At 62.9% G+C, this 18,694-nt stretch carries 17 protein-coding genes; 11 read left to right on the top strand and 6 right to left on the bottom strand.

Translation table 11 applies throughout. The features are described 5' to 3' along the window. The first annotated feature begins 39 nt into the window (after positions 1-39). Together galU and BUC36_RS17375 are read left to right on the top strand one after the other, a co-directional pair. Complete coding sequence (galU, locus tag BUC36_RS17370; protein ID WP_073277564.1) at positions 40-888, top strand: UTP--glucose-1-phosphate uridylyltransferase GalU; 849 nt, start codon at positions 40-42, stop codon at positions 886-888. After that, a complete protein-coding gene (locus tag BUC36_RS17375; protein ID WP_073277566.1) occupies positions 889-2,238 on the top strand; it encodes a phosphohexomutase domain-containing protein in 1,350 nt (449 codons plus the stop codon). Between the two features lie 291 nt (positions 2,239-2,529). On the opposite strand, the gene ispB is transcribed toward BUC36_RS17375, so the two are convergent. Continuing rightward, the gene (gene ispB / locus BUC36_RS17380) at positions 2,530-3,492 is read right to left on the bottom strand and encodes an octaprenyl diphosphate synthase (protein WP_073277568.1); all 963 of its coding nucleotides are present in this window, start codon (positions 3,490-3,492) and stop codon (positions 2,530-2,532) included. Between the two features lie 243 nt (positions 3,493-3,735). Here ispB and rplU point away from each other — a divergent pair, with 243 nt between their 5' ends. The 5 genes from rplU (at position 3,736) to BUC36_RS17405 (ending at position 7,663) form a co-directional block, all read left to right on the top strand. Next, entirely contained in the window at positions 3,736-4,047 is a 312-nt protein-coding gene (rplU, locus tag BUC36_RS17385) for a 50S ribosomal protein L21 (RefSeq protein WP_073277570.1), read from the top strand. A gap of 18 nt (positions 4,048-4,065) precedes the next feature. Beyond that, on the top strand, positions 4,066-4,323 hold the full coding sequence (gene rpmA, locus BUC36_RS17390) for a 50S ribosomal protein L27 (RefSeq protein WP_073277572.1): 258 nt from the start codon (positions 4,066-4,068) through the stop codon (positions 4,321-4,323). A 205-nt stretch (positions 4,324-4,528) separates the two neighbouring features. Beyond that, positions 4,529-5,734, top strand: a complete 1,206-nt coding sequence (cgtA, locus tag BUC36_RS17395) for an Obg family GTPase CgtA (RefSeq protein ID WP_073277574.1) — start codon at positions 4,529-4,531, stop codon at positions 5,732-5,734. 70 nt (positions 5,735-5,804) lie between these two features. Continuing rightward, a complete protein-coding gene (gene proB, locus BUC36_RS17400; protein ID WP_234995051.1) occupies positions 5,805-6,929 on the top strand; it encodes a glutamate 5-kinase in 1,125 nt (374 codons plus the stop codon). Positions 6,930-7,066: 137 nt separating this feature from the next. Next, on the top strand, positions 7,067-7,663 hold the full coding sequence (locus BUC36_RS17405; protein WP_200797312.1) for a DUF899 family protein: 597 nt from the start codon (positions 7,067-7,069) through the stop codon (positions 7,661-7,663). Between the two features lie 72 nt (positions 7,664-7,735). Here the strand turns inward: BUC36_RS17405 and rpsT are convergent, their stop codons facing one another. From rpsT to BUC36_RS19005, 5 genes are all read right to left on the bottom strand, one after another. Next, positions 7,736-8,002, bottom strand: a complete 267-nt coding sequence (gene rpsT, locus BUC36_RS17410) for a 30S ribosomal protein S20 (protein ID WP_073277578.1) — start codon at positions 8,000-8,002, stop codon at positions 7,736-7,738. A gap of 227 nt (positions 8,003-8,229) precedes the next feature. Next, a complete protein-coding gene (locus BUC36_RS17415; RefSeq protein ID WP_073277580.1) occupies positions 8,230-10,278 on the bottom strand; it encodes an ATP-binding protein in 2,049 nt (682 codons plus the stop codon). Positions 10,279-10,459: 181 nt separating this feature from the next. Continuing rightward, positions 10,460-11,149 (bottom strand): proteobacterial dedicated sortase system response regulator, encoded by a 690-nt coding sequence (pdsR, locus tag BUC36_RS17420; RefSeq protein ID WP_073277668.1) that lies wholly within the window; start codon positions 11,147-11,149, stop codon positions 10,460-10,462. Between the two features lie 173 nt (positions 11,150-11,322). Continuing rightward, positions 11,323-12,021, bottom strand: coding sequence for an OmpA family protein (locus tag BUC36_RS17425; RefSeq protein ID WP_073277582.1), 699 nt, complete (start codon positions 12,019-12,021; stop codon positions 11,323-11,325). 194 nt (positions 12,022-12,215) lie between these two features. Continuing rightward, positions 12,216-12,356, bottom strand: a complete 141-nt coding sequence (locus tag BUC36_RS19005; protein ID WP_159436039.1) for a hypothetical protein — start codon at positions 12,354-12,356, stop codon at positions 12,216-12,218. 179 nt (positions 12,357-12,535) lie between these two features. On the opposite strand from BUC36_RS19005, the gene murJ reads away from it, so the two are divergent. From murJ to lspA, 4 genes are all read left to right on the top strand, one after another. After that, the gene (gene murJ / locus BUC36_RS17435) at positions 12,536-14,146 is read left to right on the top strand and encodes a murein biosynthesis integral membrane protein MurJ (RefSeq protein ID WP_073277584.1); all 1,611 of its coding nucleotides are present in this window, start codon (positions 12,536-12,538) and stop codon (positions 14,144-14,146) included. 109 nt (positions 14,147-14,255) lie between these two features. Further along, complete coding sequence (gene ribF / locus BUC36_RS17440) at positions 14,256-15,239, top strand: bifunctional riboflavin kinase/FAD synthetase (protein WP_073277586.1); 984 nt, start codon at positions 14,256-14,258, stop codon at positions 15,237-15,239. Positions 15,240-15,355: 116 nt separating this feature from the next. After that, complete coding sequence (gene ileS / locus BUC36_RS17445) at positions 15,356-18,160, top strand: isoleucine--tRNA ligase (RefSeq protein ID WP_073277588.1); 2,805 nt, start codon at positions 15,356-15,358, stop codon at positions 18,158-18,160. Further along, positions 18,153-18,689 (top strand): signal peptidase II, encoded by a 537-nt coding sequence (gene lspA, locus BUC36_RS17450; RefSeq protein WP_073277590.1) that lies wholly within the window; start codon positions 18,153-18,155, stop codon positions 18,687-18,689. Before ileS ends, lspA begins: the two co-directional genes overlap by 8 nt. The last annotated feature ends 5 nt before the right edge of the window (positions 18,690-18,694 follow it).

An 18,694-nucleotide genomic window follows, 5' to 3' on the forward strand; every position in this document is an offset into this window, starting at 1 on the left:
AGCGAGCAGCGCTGTCAAAAAGAATTGTTGGGGACAAGAATGCTGAAAAAATGTCTATTTCCGGTTGCCGGTTACGGCACCCGCTTCCTGCCGGCAACCAAGGCGATGCCGAAGGAAATGTTGCCGCTGGTGAACAAGCCGCTGGTGCAGTACGGCGTCGAGGAGGCTATCGAGGCCGGCCTTGGCGAGATAGGCTTCGTGACCGGCCGCGGCAAGCGCGCTATCGAGGACCACTTCGATACCAATTTCGAGCTGGAGCACCAGATCTCCGGTACCGGCAAGGAGAAGTACCTGGACAGCGTGCGCAAAGTAATCGACAGCGCCAGCTTCTCCTACACCCGTCAGGGCGAAATGCGCGGTCTCGGCGATGCCATTCTGCAGGGGCAGCGCCTGGTGGGTGACGAGCCTTTCGCCGTGGTGCTGGCCGACGACCTGTGCCTGAACGAAGACATCGGCGTTCTCGGGCAGATGGTGCAGCTCTACAAGCAGTTTCGCTGCAGCATCGTCGCGGTGGAAGAGGTACCCAAGGAGCAGATTCACAAGTTCGGCGTGATCGCCGGCAACGAGATCAAGCCGGGCCTGTATCAGGTCACCGATATGGTGGAAAAGCCGGCCGCCGAGGATGCGCCGAGCAATATGGCGATTATCGGCCGCTATATACTCACCCCGGATATCTTCGACCTGATTCGCGAGACGCCACCGGGCAAGAACGGCGAGGTGCAGATCACCGATGCGCTGCTCGCCCAGGCCCAGCGCGGCTGCGTGCTGGCCTACCGCTTCAAGGGGCGCCGCTTCGACTGCGGGTCCGTCGACGGCTTTATCGAGGCCACCAACTTTGTCTATGAGAATGTCTACCTGCCCGAGCAGGCGGCACTGGAGAAGAAGTAAATGACCGAGCTGACCTGTTTCAAGGCCTATGACCTGCGCGGCCGCGTACCCGACGAGCTGAATGCCGATGTCGCTTACCGCGTGGGCCGCGCCTTTGCCCAGTTCCTGGGCGCGCGCCGCGTCGTCGTGGGCCACGATATTCGCCTGACCAGCGGTGAACTGACCGACGCCCTGGCCAACGGCCTGCGCGACGCCGGCGCCGATGTATTCCATATCGGCGAGTGCGGTACCGAGGAAGTCTACTTTGCGACCTTCCATGGGGACTTCGACGGCGGCATCTGCGTGACCGCCAGCCACAACCCGATGGACTACAACGGCATGAAGTTCGTGCGCGCCGGCAGCCGCCCGATCAGCGGCGATACCGGTCTGCTGGATATCAAGCGTCTGGCGGAGGTAAACGACTTCGGCCCGGTCGAGAAGCGCGGCGAATTGGCAAATTTTGAGCACCGCGCCGACTTCGTGCAGCACCTGCTTGGCTACGTGGACACCGCTGAGCTGAAGCCGCTGAAACTGGTCGTCAATGCCGGTAATGGTGGCGCCGGTGCGGTCGTGGACGCCCTGGCGCCGCACCTGCCGTTCGAGTTTGTGCGCGTACACCACGAGGCGGATGGCAACTTCCCCAACGGTATTCCCAACCCGATCCTGCCGGAGAACCGCAGCGCCACGTCCGAGGCGGTAAAGGCCAGTAGTGCCGACTTCGGTATCGCCTGGGATGGCGACTTCGACCGCTGTTTCTTCTTCGACGAGAGCGGCGAGTTTATCGAGGGCTACTACGTTGTCGGTCTGCTGGCAGAGGCCTTCCTGCTCAAGCATCGCGGCGCGAAGGTCGTGCACGATCCCCGCCTGACCTGGAATACCGAGGACATCGTCCGCGCTGCCGGCGGTGAGCCGGTGCAGAGCAAGACCGGTCACGCCTTCATCAAGGAGCGTATGCGCAAAGAGGATGCCATCTACGGCGGCGAGATGAGCGCGCACCACTACTTCCGCGACTTCGCCTATTGTGACAGCGGCATGATCCCCTGGTTGCTGGTAGCGGAGCTGGTCAGCCACAGCGGCAAATCGCTGTCACAGCTGGTGGGCGAGCGCATGGCCGCCTTCCCCTGTTCCGGTGAGATCAACTCCAAGGTCGAGGATCCGGCGGCGCTGCTGAAAGCGGCGGAAGAGAAGTACGCGCCGGGCGCTGTGAGTGTCGAACACGTGGATGGTCTCAGCGTCGCGTTTGCCGACTGGCGCTTCAACCTGCGCATGTCCAACACCGAGCCGGTGGTGCGCCTGAACGTTGAGTCCCGCGGTGACAAAGCATTGATGGAGGCAAAGACCGAAGAGCTGCTGAAGCTGATTCGCGCTTGATTGCGCGGATCGCCGATAAATCCGGATAGATCCGGGCGGAGCGGCGGCGGGGGTGTGGGCAACAACCTGAACGGTAACCGTTGCCCACACCCCCGCCGCCGCTCCTTTATCTGCAAGTCTTTCTCTTCGATCCCGGGCGCTGCTAAGGTTTTTTACCCGCTGTCGGCCTCGACTGGGTCCCGATGGGTAAGCACAAAACTTGCTCGGAGCGGTGTTGGGCTGCTGGCCAATAGTTACCGATCAGGTTTTTGGCCAGCAGCCCAACAGCGCTCCGCACCACCGGGCAGAAAATTAAACGCTGCGCTCGACGGCGAAACTGGCGAGCTGCTGCAGGGCAGTCTTATGCTCTCCCTCTGGCAGAAACGCCAGCTGGTCTTTCGCCTCATCCACCGCCGCCCGCGCCCGTTCCATGGTGTACTCCAGCGCGCCGCAGGCCTCGATGGCCTCGACAATCTCGGTCAGTTTCTCGGCGCTGCGCTGCTCGATCGCCTCGCGCACCAGTTCTGCCTGGGTTTCCGTGCCATTGGCCATGGTGTAGATCAGAGGCAGCGTCGGCTTGCCCTCGGCCAGGTCGTCGCCGACATTCTTGCCCAGCTCTTCGGGATTGCCGCGGTAGTCCAGGGCGTCGTCCACCAGCTGGAAGGCCAGGCCCAGGTGGCGACCGTAGAGTTTCAGCGCATTGCGCTCCTCCGCTGCACAGCCGGCCAGTACCGCCGCGGTCTCGCAGGCGGCCTCGAACAGGGCGCCGGTCTTCTTGTGGATCACGGTGAAGTAGTTGTCCTCGCTCACCTCGGGATCGCCGGCGTTGACCAGCTGCTGTACCTCGCCTTCGGCGATGGTGTTGGTGGTCTCGGAGAGAATCGCCATGATGTCCATGTCCCGCAGCGCCACCATCATCTGGAAGGCGCGGGAGTAGAGGAAGTCGCCAACCAGCACCGCCGGCGCATTGCCCCACTTGGCATTCGCGGTCAGGCGGCCGCGGCGCCTGTCTGAGGTGTCTACAACGTCATCGTGGAGCAGGGTGGCGGTGTGGATGAACTCGATGATAGTCGCCAGATCGATATGATCCTTGGCGCTGTAACCGCAGGCGCGCGCACACAGCAGTACTAGCAGCGGCCGCAGGCGCTTGCCGCCGGCCTCCACCAGGTAGTGGCCGATGTTTTCCACCAGGGGAACGTCCGAGTGCAGCTGGTCGAGGATGCGCTGGTTGACCGCGGCAAAGTCGTCGGCGGCAACCCGGTGAAAAGGCAACATGCAAGGATTCCTTATACTGCTTGTAAGGGGCTGCCCGGAGGTGTCCGGGAGCGAAGGGGCGCTATTGTATCAATCCGGCGAATTGATTAGAATCTGCGCCCCGTTCGAACCGGGCCGGCCATGGCGGCCATGACTCGGTCGGCGGCTGATATTAAACAACACGGCGCAAGCTCCCAAAACGCGGAGCAGTGACTCGATGGTCTCTCCCGCTGCTTCGTGTCGTCCATTTCGGAGCATAGAAATATGTACGCTGTTATCGAAAGCGGTGGCAAACAGCACCGCGTAGAAGAGGGCGAAGTACTTCGCCTGGAGAAACTGGAAGTCGCCACTGGCGAATCCATCGATTTCGACAAAGTGCTGATGGTCGTCGACGGCGACAAGATCAACATCGGCGCTCCCGTTGTAGACGGCGCTAAAGTGACTGCTGAAGTGGTAAGTCACGGCCGCGGCGAGAAGGTGAAAATCATCAAATTCCGCCGTCGTAAGCACTCTTTGAAGCGCCAGGGCCACCGTCAGTGGTACACCGAAGTTAAAATCACTGGCATCAAGGCATAAGCAGAGGAGTAACGACTCATGGCACACAAGAAAGCTGGCGGTAGTACGCGCAACGGTCGCGATTCCGAAAGTAAACGCCTGGGCGTGAAGCGCTTTGGCGGCCAGTCTGTAGCTGCAGGCAACATCATTGTTCGTCAGCGCGGCACCAAGTTCCACGCCGGCGTAAACGTTGGTATGGGCAAGGACCACACCCTGTTCGCGACCGCGGACGGCGTTGTGAAGTTCGAAGTGAAGGGCCCCAACAACCGCAAGTTCGTTTCCATCGAAACTGCCTAAGCGGTTCCAGGTCCCCGAGGCTTCACAAGAGCTTCACAAAAAGCCCCGCATATTGCGGGGCTTTTTGCATTCGGGCCATCCATGGCCCTCACCCGTGGGCAGCCTTCGGCTGTGCAAAACGGCAATCCCTGCCATTTTGTGTTGGAAAATCGTTGCAGATTACACTGCAATTGAGGAATAAAGCCGCGGTGGCGGCGGAGATAGCATGAAATTTGTCGATGAGGCGCCCATTCACGTACAGGCCGGCAAGGGTGGCAACGGCTGCCTGAGCTTTCGCCGGGAGAAGTTTGTCGAGAAGGGTGGCCCGGACGGTGGCGACGGCGGCGACGGCGGCTCGGTCTATCTGGAGGCCGACGACGCCCTGAACACCCTGGTGGATTACCGCTACCAGCCCCGCTATGCGGCCGAGAGCGGCGAGCCCGGGCGCGGGCGCAACTGTACCGGCGCCAAGGGCGACGACCTGGTGCTGAAAGTGCCGGTGGGTACCACCGTGATCGACGTGGATACCGGCGAGACCCTCGGCGACATGACCGCAGCCGGTGAGCGCCTGCTGGTGGCCCAGGGTGGCTGGCACGGACTCGGCAACACCCGTTTCAAGTCCAGTACCAACCGCGCCCCGCGCCAGACCACCAACGGTTCGCTGGGCGAGGAGCGCAGCCTGAAGCTGGAGCTGAAGGTGCTGGCGGATGTGGGCATGCTCGGCCTGCCCAACGCCGGTAAATCCACCTTTATCCGCGCAGTCTCCGCGGCCAAGCCCAAGGTGGCCAACTATCCGTTTACCACCCTGGTGCCGAATCTCGGTGTCGTGCAGGTACAGCGGCACCGCAGTTTCGTCATCGCCGATATTCCCGGTCTGATCGAGGGTGCCGCCGAGGGCGCCGGCCTGGGTATTCGCTTCCTCAAGCACCTGACCCGCTGTCGCGTACTGCTGCACCTGGTGGACCTGGCGCCATTTGACGGCTCCGACCCGGTGGAAAATGCCCGTGCCATCGAGCGCGAGCTGGCCAGCTTTAGCCCGACCCTGGTTGGGCGCGAGCGCTGGCTGGTGTTGAACAAGACCGATCTGGTGCCGGCGGCGGAGCTGGATCAGCGCTGCAATGACATTGTCGAGGCACTCGACTGGCAGGGGCCGGTATTCCGCGTCGCAGCTATTCGCGGCGAGGGTACCGATGTGCTGAGCGGTCGCCTGATGGACTACCTCGAGGAGCGCAAGGAAGAAGAGGAAGCGGATCCGGAGCTGGCAGAGGCGGAGCTGGAGTCACAGCGGCAGATGCAGCGCGAAGCGCGCGAGCGCATCGATGAGCTGCGTGAGGCGCAGCGGCTCAAGCGCCGCGCCGCCAAGGGGCAGGCTGACGAAGATGAAGATTGGGACGACGATGATCACGACGTCGATATAGAATATCGGCATTGATCGGTAGCCGGGCAGAGGTATGCGCCCGGCTTTTTTGCCCGCATCGGGCGGTTTCCACGGGAGGGGATCGGTGCAAGCTCGGCAACAGCTCGCCGCCAGCCGGCGCTGGGTGGTCAAAATCGGCAGCGCCCTGCTGACCGCCAACGGTAGAGGCGTGAATCGCGCGGCGATTTTCAATTGGGTGGAGCAGATTGCCGCGCTGCGCAAGCGCGGTATCGAGGTGATCCTCGTCTCCTCAGGTGCCGTGGCCGCCGGCATGGACCGGCTCGGCTGGCGCCGCCGCCCGGAATCCATCCACCAGCTGCAGGCGGCTGCCGCCATCGGCCAGAGCCATCTGGTGCAGGTATACGAGCACGCGTTCGACCAGTTCGACAGTCGCGCCGCGCAGATCCTGCTCGACCACGACGACCTCTCCAATCGCACCCGCTACCTCAATGCCCGCAGCACCCTGCGCACGCTGCTGTCCCTCGGTGCCGTGCCCATCGTCAATGAAAACGACACGGTGGTCACCGACGAGATCCGTTTCGGTGACAACGACACGCTGGCGGCGCTGGTGGCCAATCTGGTGGAGGCGGACGCGCTGCTGATCCTAACCGACGCCGATGGCCTGTTCACCGAGGATCCCCGCGACAACCCGGCGGCCGAGCTGATCGGCGAGGCCTCGGCCGCGGATCCGAAGCTGCTGGCCATGGCCGGCGGCTCCCGCAGCGGTCTAGGCCGCGGCGGTATGACCACCAAGGTTCGTGCGGCGCAGCTGGCCGCCCGTTCGGGTGCCAGCACGGTGATCGTCGGCGGCGCGAAGGACGATGTTATTGCGCGGGTCTGTGCCGGTGAAGCGCTGGGTACGCTGCTGTTGCCGGAAGCGGATCCGCTGACCGCACGCAAGCGCTGGCTGGCGGGGCAGTTGCAGGTGCGCGGGGGGCTGACCCTCGACAACGGCGCGGAAGCGGCGCTGCGCACCGGCGGCAAAAGCCTGCTGGCCGTCGGCGTCACCGCGGTCGAGGGGCGCTTCCGGCGCGGCGAGCTGGTGTCCTGTCACAACAGTGCCGGTGAAGAAATCGCCCGCGGCCTCGCCAACTACGACAGCAGTGAGACCGCCAAAATACTCGGCAAGCCGTCGGAAAAGTTTGTCGAGCTGCTCGGTTATCGCGACGATGACGAGCTGATTCACCGCGACAACCTGATTCTGCTGTAGTCCTGCAAACCAGTTCGCCACGGTTCGTGCCTTTTGCAAAAATTTAGGCGCCGGAAATCCCCGGCTCCCACCCCAATGTCGCGTCCCCGGGTTAGTCTGTCGGATCAACAGGCAATCCGATTGGGAGGGGAACGGCCGTGGATGCAATTCAGCAGACAGAAAAGCAGATCTTCGAGTTGATGCAGAAGCTCAGCGAGCTGCGCAAGCAGCACCGCGGTGATGCGGTGCCCAACTACACCTTCAAATCCCTCGACGGCGAGGTATCGCTCTTGGAGCTGTTCGCCGACCGCGAGCGGCTGTTGCTGATTCACAATATGGGCCAGGGCTGCCGCTACTGCACCCTGTGGGCGGACGGCTTTAACGGCTTTGTGCCGCACCTGGAGTCGGCGATGTCGATCGTGCTGGTATCCAAGGATGCGCCGGACGTGCAGCGCCAGTTTGCCAACAGTCGCGGCTGGCGGTTCCGGCTCGCTTCCCACGGCGGTGGGGACTATATCCGCGAGCAAACGGTATTGCCGGGAGAGGGCAATATGCCCGGCGCGGTGGTCTACGAGCGCGATGGCGACACCATCTACCGCAAGAACAGCTGTGTCTTCGGGCCCGGTGACATCTACTGCTCCATGTGGAGCCTGCTCGGGCTTGCCGGCCTGGGCGAGGCAGACTGGACCCCGCAGTTCAATTACTGGCAGCGCCCGCAGAAGCTGGATGACGGCGGTGCAAACCTGCTCGGCTGAGGTTAAGTTCCACTGCCCGAAAACGAAAAAGCCCCGCTAATGCGGGGCTTTTTGCGTCGCGCGAGGCGTCGATCAGGCAGCCAGTGCCTTGATCTGTGCGTTCAGGCGGCTCTTGTGACGAGCGGCTTTATTCTTGTGAATAATGCCCTTGTCCGCCATGCGGTCGATGACCGGTACGGCTGCTGTGTAGGCTGCCTTGGCTTTTTCCGCATCACCTGCATCAATGGCCGCAACTACCTTCTTGATGTAGGTGCGCACCATGGAGCGCAGGCTGGCGTTGTGGTTGCGGCGCTTGTCGTTCTGGCGCGCGCGCTTCTTCGCTTGAGGTGAGTTGGCCACCGGTTGCTCCTGTCTGGAATCTCAATAAATCTGTAACTAACGGGCCGGGGCCCGATTGGGACGCGACATTATCCCCACAGTTGGTTGTTTGTCAACCATGATGAGGGCTTGGGATCGCAAGCCTGAGCCGGATGACAAGGCCCTGCTGCCGGGGGCCGTTCGTAAAACATTTGCCGATGAGGCTGTTGAGCGGACGGCCCCCGGCAGCAGGGCCGCCACGGGCCTGTCTACAGGGGCCCTACGGCGGCCCTATACGGCAGCTGCAGGGTGAATATCACGCCGGCGCCATCCTGCCGGTTTGCCGCGGTCAAATGGCCGCGGTGGAAGTCGGCAATCAGGCGTGCGATATGCAGCCCGAGCCCCAGATGACCGGCCCGGCCGCCGTCGTCGCGCACAGAGACCAGCGAGTCGAACAGCTTGTGGCTGTAGCCTTCCGGCAGCAGCGGGCCGTCGTTCTCGACCTCGATTCGGTAGGCGTCCTTCTCTCGGGCCACTGACAGCTTTATCTCGCTATCCTGCGGCGCGAAGCTGCAGGCGTTGTCGACCAGCTTGTCGAGCAGCTGAGCGAGCAGTTCCGGCGCACCGCGGCAGGGCAGTTCGCCCGCGGGCTTGTCCAGGGCAAAGCGGTGCCCGCGCTGGGCGTCGCCGTAGCTCTGCACCAGCACGTCCAGCAAGTCGGCCAGGTCGAACATCTCGGTTTCGGCCTGCTGGATGCTCGCCTCCAGGTTGCTGGCGGCAGACAGGCTGTTGAGGATGCCGGACAGGCGTGCGCTGCCGTCCAGTGCGCGCTCGGCGTAGCGGCGGCTGTCCGTATCGAGGTCGCTCACGGACAAATTGTCGAGGGAGGAGCGCACCACCGCCAGCGGCGTACGCAACTCGTGCGACAGTTTGCTCGCCAGGGTGCGCAGGTAGTGGTGGTACTGGTCCAGTTCGGCCAGCAAGCCGGCAAAGGCGCGGTTCAGCGCTCCCAGTTCGTCGCCGAAGCGCGAGCGGGGGAAATTGCCGCGCAGTTTGCCGCTGGCATCCACCGCATTGCGGGCGGCCCGGTGCAGGCGGCGGATGCGCCAGGACAGCCAGCTGGCGTAGCCGAGCAACAGCAACAGAGCGGCGCCGGCGGCGGCACAGCTGATCAGCCACAGTTGGTGCGCTGCGGACTCGGTCAGCGACTGCAGCGCTTCAGCGGACTGCAGGGCCACCACGCGCCCCAGCAGGGGGCGCTCGATAATATCGTCGGCGCGGGTGATTACCGGCACGCTGACGGCACCAATGCGGCCTTCCAGCGGGCCGCGAAACCACTGCTCCGCACTGGTGCGATTTTGCGTCAGCGTCGCCGGTAGTTGTGCCGCGGGCATTTCCGGCAGGGATTCACGTGCCAGCAGACGCCGGTAGATCCAGTTGCGCAGCCAGGACGGCCGCTGCAGGTCCTCCTCCGCCCGCTCCACTTGCCCGCTGCTGGCGAGTACAAAGCCCTCACTGTCGACGACCGCCAGGCGCAGCTGTGGTCGGGCGAAATGATCCAGCTCCGCCTGCAACTGCGGCAGTGGCTGTACCAGTTTGCCGGGCAGTCCGTCGGCGGGCAGGGTGCTGGCGCTGCGCAGTGGCTTGGCTCCGTCACTACTGGCCCGATCGGCGACAGTGACAGCCAGTGAGCCGCCGGTCAGCGGATAGGGTAGGGACAGTTCCAGCTGGTAGCCGCGGGCGGACGAGGTCCAGCGACCGCGCAGCCGCAATTCGCGCTCGTGGGTGCCGCGGTGCAGGTTGTACCAGTGCGCCTGGGCGGCGCCCTGGCTGGCCACCGGCAGTGTGTAGTGGCGGTCGGCGGTATGCAGCTCGATGGCGTCGCCGCCGGCCAGCAGGCCGGTGCGCGGGTCCTGGTAGGCCGGGGTGCTGTCGGCGACGGTGAGCAGCAGGTAGACACGACCGGCAACCTGGCCGAGGGTGACTTGCGCCAGCGCCTCGCCGCGCTGGTCGAGCAGCTCCCGTGCGGGCAGTTCCAGGGGGCGCCAGTCGTCCCCGTAGCCGTCCAACAGCGGCGCCTGCGGCAGCGGATTGAGATACAGCTGGGCGCCCGGCGGGCGCCCGTGGCGCTCCGGATCCGGCGCGATCAGTTGCGGCGCACTGGCTAGCCGCGCCGCCACGGCGCTGGCCGTCGCGTCGAGCGCCTGCAGCTGTCCCTCGGCGAGTGCCTGGTCCACTTGGCGCAGGTATTGGCAGCCGGCCCATGGCAGGGCCAGGGCGACCAGGCTGACGAGCAGGAGTTGGCGGCGCAGTTTCACAGTGATAGGCCCGCGCCTGTTGGAGCCGGGACTGCTGGCGATGCAGGGCCGCGGAGAATCGCCTGCAGGGCAGGCTCCCACAAATGGCCAAAAATAGCCCCGGACCTGTGGGAGCCAGCCCTGCTGGCGATATAGGGTCGTCGAGGATCGCCTGGAAGGCAGGCTCTTGCAGGACGATCAATTACGCCTGCCATCTGTAGCCCATGCCGTAAGCGGTGGTGATGGCGTTGAAGTTTTGGTCCAGCACCTGGAATTTTCGGCGGATGCGTTTGACGTGGGAGGTGATGGTGTTGTCGTCGAGGACCACGCGCGCCGCCTCCATCAGCTGGCCGCGGGATTTAACATGACCCGGTCGCTTCGCCAGGGCATGCACTATCCAGAACTCGGTCACGGTCAGGTCCACCGGTTCGCCGGCCCAGTGGCAGTGCAGGCGTGAGATATCCAGCTCCAGCTTGCCCTGGGTCAGGGTTTCGGCTTCATCGCTCTGATCGCGCAGCACGCTGACCCGGCGCAGCAGTGCGTTGATACGCGCCTGCATGTGGGGCAGGGAGATGTCCTTGGTCAGGTAGTCGTCGGCACCGAGGCGCAGCCCGGAGATGATGTCCAGTTCCGAATCGCGGGCGGTCAGGAACAGAATCGGCAGCGTCGGCGCCATGGCGCGCAGCTCCCGGCACAGCTCGAAGCCGCCCTCGACTTCCGCACCGAGGCCCACATCGATCACCGCCAGGTCCGGCAGGCGCTGGCGGAAAGCCTCCAGCGCTTCCGGCCGGGCGCTGTACAGATCGACCCGGTAACCACTGCGGCGTAGGGCGTCGCGGTAGTTTTCGGCGATAGCGCGCTCGTCTTCGACAATGGCGATGGTGGCACTCATGGCTGCGTCCGGTTGATTTTTATACTGGCGGGGAATCATGCCTGAAATCGCCGGCTAATGGAAAAAAGCGGGCGCACGGCGCCCGCAAGTACAGCAGGGGTTACTGACAGGGAGGGGAGGAGCCTACAGACGGCTCCGCAGCGGATTTGTGATCCGCGCGGAGCTGTTGGACTTCAGAAGTGGCCGGCCATGGACTCGGGCAGGTTGAATTGGATATCCACCCGGCGCTCCATCGCGTAGGCGTCCGCATCGCCGCGGGGGGCCTTGGAGTAGGTGGCGCCAAGGGCGCGACGACTGATGCGCGATGCCTCGATACCGTAGGCTTCCAGGGCGCGCTGGACGCTCAGTGCGCGCTGGTCGGACAGTACATTGTTGTAACCATCACTGCCGCGGGGATCGGCACGGCCCTCCAAGTGTACCTGCAGGTGGGCGTGGCGCTTGAGGAAGTCTGCCACCGCACTCAGCTGGCGCATCTGGCCGTCCTGCAACTGGTCGTTACCGGTGGTAAACAGCATTTGAAAGTGCAGCGAGTCGAGAGCCAGCTCATTGGCATCGTTGGCCGACAGGCGGGCCGCGTCCAGTTGTTGTGCCAGGTTGCTGAGTTCTGCGCGGCTTTCTGTCAGTTGTGTCGCCAGCATGTCTGCCTCTTCTGCTTGTTTGATCTGCTCGCCCAGCCAGGCTCCGCCGAGGGCACCGGCGATAAATCCAACCGGGCCGCCCACGGCAGCGCCCGCGACGGCGGCGCCGGTAAATACGGTGGCCTGCTTGGCCGGAGTGAGTTTAGATCCCTTCAACTCTTGTGATTGTTCTGTCGCCTGCGCGCTGGTAGCGATGAGGGAGCCCAGAGTTACAGCCATCAATACTTTTTTCATTGTTCCTTCTCCTTGCGGTTTTAATCAGTCTCTCGATTGGGGCAACTCAGTTCCGGCCTTTCTGACCTGTCTGGGTTTCCTGCCCGGTCGAGACTTATTTAAAAACCGCAAGGAGGCGCTGGCATGGCGCCCGAATGGCAAAGTCGAGCGCAATTGTGGCGAAATGTGGCAGCTTCGCCGCAACTACCGCCGAGCTAGCGGTGTTGGCGGCGATAGCGCCGGTCGCGGGGTGCGTCGATACGCACACGCACACGCTGGGGACGGGGCCCAAGCACTACAGCGACATACAGCACAATTGCCAGCGCCAGAGCAATAATCAATGCGTTGATGGTCATCCGTCATCTCCTTACGCCACCACTCTCCCTCGGGGCGCGCGTCTAGCTCACCTTGAGTATAGGCTGGCGCGCCAGCGGTCGTAGGACCTATTTGGCATTCCTGCATTCCCGTGTGATCGGCTGAATTGATGTAGACTTGCCGGCCACTACGCCCGCACCAACTATCAGGAGCCGCAGCTTTGTCGCAACCGCCCGCCAAACCGACCCCGTCAGGCGAGAAATCCGGCAACGCCGGACTGCTGCGTGGCAGCTCGATCGTCGGCGGTGCGACCATGTTGTCGCGAGTCATGGGGTTGGCCCGTGACATGGTTTTAGCCCGTTTTGCCGGTGCCGGCGATGCAGCAGACGCCTTTTTTGTTGCTTTCAAGATTCCCAACTTCTTTCGCCGCCTGTTTGCCGAGGGCGCTTTTTCCCAGGCTTTTGTGCCGGTACTGGCCGAGTACCGGCAGAAGGGCGGATTGGCGGCAGCGCGGGAATTGAACGATCGGGTCGCCGGTGCGCTGGGCGGGACCCTGCTGCTGGTGACCCTGTTCGGGGTGTTGTTCGCGCCTCTGGTGGCGGGAATATTCGCGTTCGGCTGGTGGTGGGATGGCAGCGAGCGGGAGAAGTTTGACCTCGCCACCGACATGCTGCGCATCACCTTTCCCTATTTGATGCTGATTTCCCTGACCGGATTTGCCGGGGCGGTCCTGAACAGCTTCGACCGCTTTGCCGTGCCGGCATTGACCCCAGTGTTGCTGAACCTGATGCTGATTGCCGCCGCCACGCTGGCGACAGACTGGTTCGAGCCGCAGATCATGGCACTGGCCTGGGGGGTGTTTGCTGCGGGTGTTGTGCAGCTACTGTTCCAGGTGCCGTTTCTGATGCGCCAGGGTTTGCTGCCGCGGCCGCGCTGGGACTGGCATTACCCGGGGGTGCGCAAGATCCTGCGGTTGATGGCACCGGCGATTTTTGGCGTGTCGGTCACGCAAATCAGCCTGGTGCTGGATACGGTGTTGGCGTCCTTCCTGCCCACCGGCAGCGTGTCCTGGCTGTATTTTTCCGATCGGCTCACAGAGCTGCCGCTCGGGGTTTTCGGGGTTGCCGTGGCCACGGTGATTTTGCCGAATCTGTCGCGCCAGCACGCCGGCGGCGATCCGCGGCGCTTCCGCCACACCCTGGACTGGGCGCTGCGCAGCGTCACGCTGATCTCACTGCCGGCGGCAGTGGCACTGATCGTGTTGGCGGAGCCGCTGCTGACGACTTTGTTCCTGTACGGGCAAATGGAGCCGCGCGATATGCAGATGGCCGCCTGGTCGCTGCGTGCCTATTCCCTTGGTCTGCTGTCGTTCATGCTGATCAAGGTGCTGGCGCCCGGTTACTTTGCCCGCCAGGACACCTACACCCCGGTGCGTTTCGGACTGATTGCGATCGCCGCAAAGATGCTTCTGAGCCTGGCCTTCGTTATCCCGCTCAATCACTACTTCAAGCTCGGCCACATGGGGCTGGCACTGGCCACGGCCTGCCAGGCAGCGATCAACGCCTGGCTGTTGTACAAGGGGCTGCGCCGCGACGATGTCTACCGTCCGGAAGCGGGTTGGGGGGCATATCTATTGCGACTGTTGGCGGCCAACCTGGCCATGGTGAGTGTGTTGCTGGTGGCGCTGCATTACTGGCCGCATTGGAGTGACTGGTCATGGCTGGATCGAGCCTGGCGCATGGGGGTGATGGTTGCCGGCGGCGGCGGTATATTCGTGCTGGTGTTGCTGGCTACCGGGTTGCGTCCGCGCCATTTCCGCGCCACCAGCTGACCGGGGAGACACCGGTAAACGGCGCCCGCGGGCCGACTAGCCCCACTGACCCACAACCGCGAATCCGTTATACTGCGCGGCTCGATTTTGTCAGGATGGGAAGACCGCATTGGCCCAAGAACGGGAAGAGGAGCGCGAGCTGATTCGCGGGTTTCATAACCTGCGCCCCCGCCACCGCGGCTGCGTGGCCACGATAGGTTCGTTCGACGGCGTACACCGCGGTCACCAGGCGATTATTGCGCAGCTAAACCAGCGCGCCCGCGAACACGGCCTGCCCTCGGTGGCAATCATCTTTGAGCCGCAGCCCCACGAGTTCTTCTCCGGCGAAAAGGCACCGGCGCGGTTGATGCGCTTTAAGGAAAAGGTGTTGGCCCTGTTCGAGGCCGGCGTGGACCGGGTGCTGTGCCTGCAGTTCAATGAAACGCTGCGCAATCTCAGTGCCGAGGCGTTTATCCGGCGGATCCTGGTGGGTGGCCTCGGTATCCGACACCTGGTCGTCGGTGACGATTTCCGCTTCGGCTGTGATCGCAGCGGCGATTACCGCCTGCTGCAAAAAGTCGGTGCGGAAGCGGGCTTTTCCGTCGAAGATACTGCAACGGTGGAAATCCGCGGTGCGCGGGTCAGCAGCACGCGAATACGCGAGGCGCTGCAGGACGGGGATTTCGAATTGGCACAGGCGCTGCTGGGCAAGCCCTACCGCATTACCGGGCGCGTCGCACCTGGCCGCTCCCTGGGGCGCCAGCTGGGCGCGCCGACGGCCAATGTGCGCCTGCACCGCTACCGTTCGCCCCTCGTCGGCGTCTATACGGTGCGCACTACCGCGACCAATGGCAGTGAACTCGCCAGTGGCCGCACAGAAATAGACGGGGTGGCCAATGTCGGCTTCCGCCCCACAGTGGAGGGCGAGGGCGCCCAGCCGTTGCTGGAAGTGAATTTGTTCGATTTCAGCGGTGATCTCTACGGCCGCGAGCTGGCGGTGGAGTTCTGCCACAAGCTGCGCGATGAAGAGAAGTTCGCATCCCTGGAAATCTTGAAAGAGTGGATAGCCCGGGATATCGAGAACGCGAAAGCCTGGTTCGCACAGAATTCGTAACATTACCTGTAAACAACATCGTAGGATGGGCAAAGCGCAGCGTGCCCATCAACAACGCCGAAGATGGGCACGTCGCTGCGCTCCTTTGCCCATCGTACAGAGCTGAATTCATTTCAATGACCGATTACAAAGCGACTCTGAATCTGCCTGAGACCGATTTTCCGATGCGCGGCAACCTGCCGCAGCGGGAGCCGGCCATTCTGCAAAAGTGGCAGGAGAGCAAGCTATACGAACAGATCCGTGCGGCGCGTGCCGGGCGCGAACAGTTTATCCTGCACGACGGCCCGCCCTACGCCAACGGCGATATTCATATCGGTCACTCGGTCAACAAGATCCTCAAGGACATCATCGTCAAGTCGAAGACCCTGAGCGGTTTCGATGCGCCCTATGTGCCCGGCTGGGACTGCCACGGCCTGCCCATCGAGCACCGCGTGGAAAAGAAAATCGGCAAGGCCGGCACCAAGGTGGATCAAAAGACCTTCCGCCAGAAGTGTCGTGAGTACGCCGCCAAGCAGGTTGAGGGGCAGAAGAAAGACTTTATCCGCCTGGGCGTGTTCGGCGAGTGGGACAACCCCTATCGCACCATGGATTTCCAGTTCGAGGGCGACATCATTCGCGCCCTCGGCCGCATCGTGAAGAACGGCCACCTGGCACGCGGCTTCAAGCCGGTGTACTGGAGTGTGGTGGGCGGCTCGGCGCTGGCCGAGGCGGAAGTTGAGTACCAGGACAAAACCTCCTATTCCATCGATGTTTGCTACCCGGTCACGGAAGAGACCGCGCTGGCGATTGCCGATGCCGCCGGCGGTCACGCCGGCGATGGCCCGCTGTCGGTGGTTATCTGGACCACCACCCCCTGGACGCTGCCGTCCTCCCAGGCGGTTTCCGTCAACGCGGAACTCGAATATGTCGTCGTACAGGCCGGTGACCGCCGCATCCTGGTGGCCGAAGAACTGAAAGATGCGGTGCTGGAACGCGCGGAACTGGATGGTGCTGTGGTGGGCCGTATTCGCGGTGCCGCGCTCGAGCACCTGAAGATCAAGCATCCCTTCTACGACAAGGAACTGCCGATCATCCTCGGCGACCACGTCACCACCGATGCCGGTACCGGCTGTGTGCACACGGCGCCGGACCACGGCCCGGACGACTTCCTGGTGGGCAAGCGCTACGGTATCGAGACACTCAATTACGTCGACGACAACGGCGTCTACCGCGACAGCGTGCCGGTCTTCGCCGGCGAACATGTCTACAAGGTGGATGACAAGATTGTCGAACTGCTGGAAGAGAAGGGCGTACTGTTGCACCAGGGCAAGATGGTGCACAGCTATCCGCACTGCTGGCGTACCAAGACGCCGCTGATCTACCGCGCCACGCCGCAGTGGTTTGTCAGCATGCAGCAGAACGACCTGCTGGATCACGCGCAGAAAGCCGCCGACGCAGTGCAGTGGATTCCCGGCTGGGGTAAGGCGCGCATCGATGCGATGCTGGACGCCAGCCCGGACTGGTGTATCTCGCGTCAGCGCACCTGGGGTGTGCCCATCGCGCTGTTTGTGCACAAAGAGACCCATGAGATCCACCCGGACACCCCGGCGCTGATGGACAAAGTGGCCGAGAAAGTCGACGCCGAGGGCATGGATGTCTGGTTCGACCTGGATCCGCGCGAGCTGCTGGGCGACGACGCCGACCAGTACCAGAAGGTGACCGATACTCTGGATGTCTGGTTCGACTCCGGCGTGACCCACTACGCGGTGCTGGAGCGCCGCAATGGCCTGCGCTTCCCGGCAGACCTGTACCTGGAGGGTTCCGATCAGCATCGCGGCTGGTTCCAGTCCTCATTGAAGACATCTATCGCGATTAACGACTGCGCTCCCTACAGGCAGGTGCTGACGCACGGTTTCACCGTGGATGCAGAGGGACGCAAGATGTCCAAGTCCATCGGTAATACCGTCGCGCCACTGGACGTGATCAACAAATTGGGCGCCGATGTGCTGCGCCTGTGGGTGGCGGCCACGGATTTCAGCGGCGAGATGGCGGTATCCGACGAGATCCTGAAACGCACCGCGGATTCCTATCGGCGCCTGCGCAACACCGCGCGCTTCTTCCTGTCGAACCTGGCCGGTTTCGATCCGGCCGTGGATCTGTTGCCGGAAAATGAATTGCTGGCACTGGATCGCTGGGCGCTGGATAAAGCTGCGCGCCTGCAGGATGAGATCATTGCGGCTTACGACAACTACCAGTTCCATCAGATCTACCAGAAGCTGCACAACTTCTGCGTGGTGGAAATGGGTGGTTTCTACCTGGATATCATCAAGGACCGCCAGTACACCACGCAGGAGGACAGCGTCGCGCGCCGCTCCGCACAGACTGCGCTGTATCACATAGTGCAGGCGTTTACCCGCTGGGTTGCGCCGATCCTGAGCTTTACCGCCGAGGAACTGTGGCAGTTTATCCCGGGTGAGCGGGGCGATAGCGTGTTTATCGAGGAGTGGTACTCTCTGCCGAAACTGCCGGCGGATGCGGGCAAGGGCGCGGATTACTGGGCGGCAATCGCGCAGGTGAAAACCGCGGTCAACAAGGTGCTCGAGGAGCAGCGCGCTGCCGGCAATATCGGCGGTTCCCTGCAGGCTGCAGTCACGCTGTTTGCCGATGACGACCTGCGCGAAAAACTGATCGAACTGCAGGACGAGCTGCGTTTCGTGCTGATCTGCTCCTCCACCTCGGTACAGCCGCTCAGCGACGCCGCCGGCGCCGAGGCGACAGAACTGGCCGGACTCAAGGTCAATGTGCGCAAAGTGGATCATCCCAAGTGCGCGCGCTGCTGGCACTATCGCGCGGATGTCGGCGCCGATCCGCAGCATCCGGAAATCTGTTCCCGCTGCATAGACAATGTTGCGGGCAAAGGTGAGGAGCGTCACTATGCCTAACGGGCATAAAGGTGTGAGCCTGTTCGGTCACCCTTGGCGCTGGTACTGGCTGGCGCTGCTGGTGATTGGACTGGATATCGCCACCAAGGTCTGGGCGGTCGATGAGTTTATGCACGGTCCCTCGTTGCAGATCATTCCCGGGCTACTGAAGTTCACCTACGCCGAAAACTATGGCGCCGCCTTCAGTTTTCTCGCCGACGCCGGCGGTTGGCAGCGTTGGCTGTTTGGTGCCATCGCGCTGGGCTTCAGTGCCATGGTCACTGTTTGGCTGTGGCGCCTGCCCGCCAGGAAGCGCTGGGAGCCTTTCGCCCTGGCGCTGATACTCGGTGGAGCGCTGGGTAATCTGTGGGATCGAATGCTGCTGGGTTACGTGCGGGACTTTATTTCCGTTTACTACGGCAGCTGGCACTTCCCGGTGTTCAACGTGGCGGATATGGCGATCAGTATCGGCGCCGTCATGCTGGTGATCGAACTGCTGTTTTTTGCCGAAAAAGACAGTGGCGATGAAAAGAAGAGCGCAGAAGTTTAGATATT

This window comes from Microbulbifer donghaiensis, from assembly GCF_900129095.1.
GTDB classification, from domain to species: Bacteria; Pseudomonadota; Gammaproteobacteria; order Pseudomonadales; family Cellvibrionaceae; genus Microbulbifer; species Microbulbifer donghaiensis.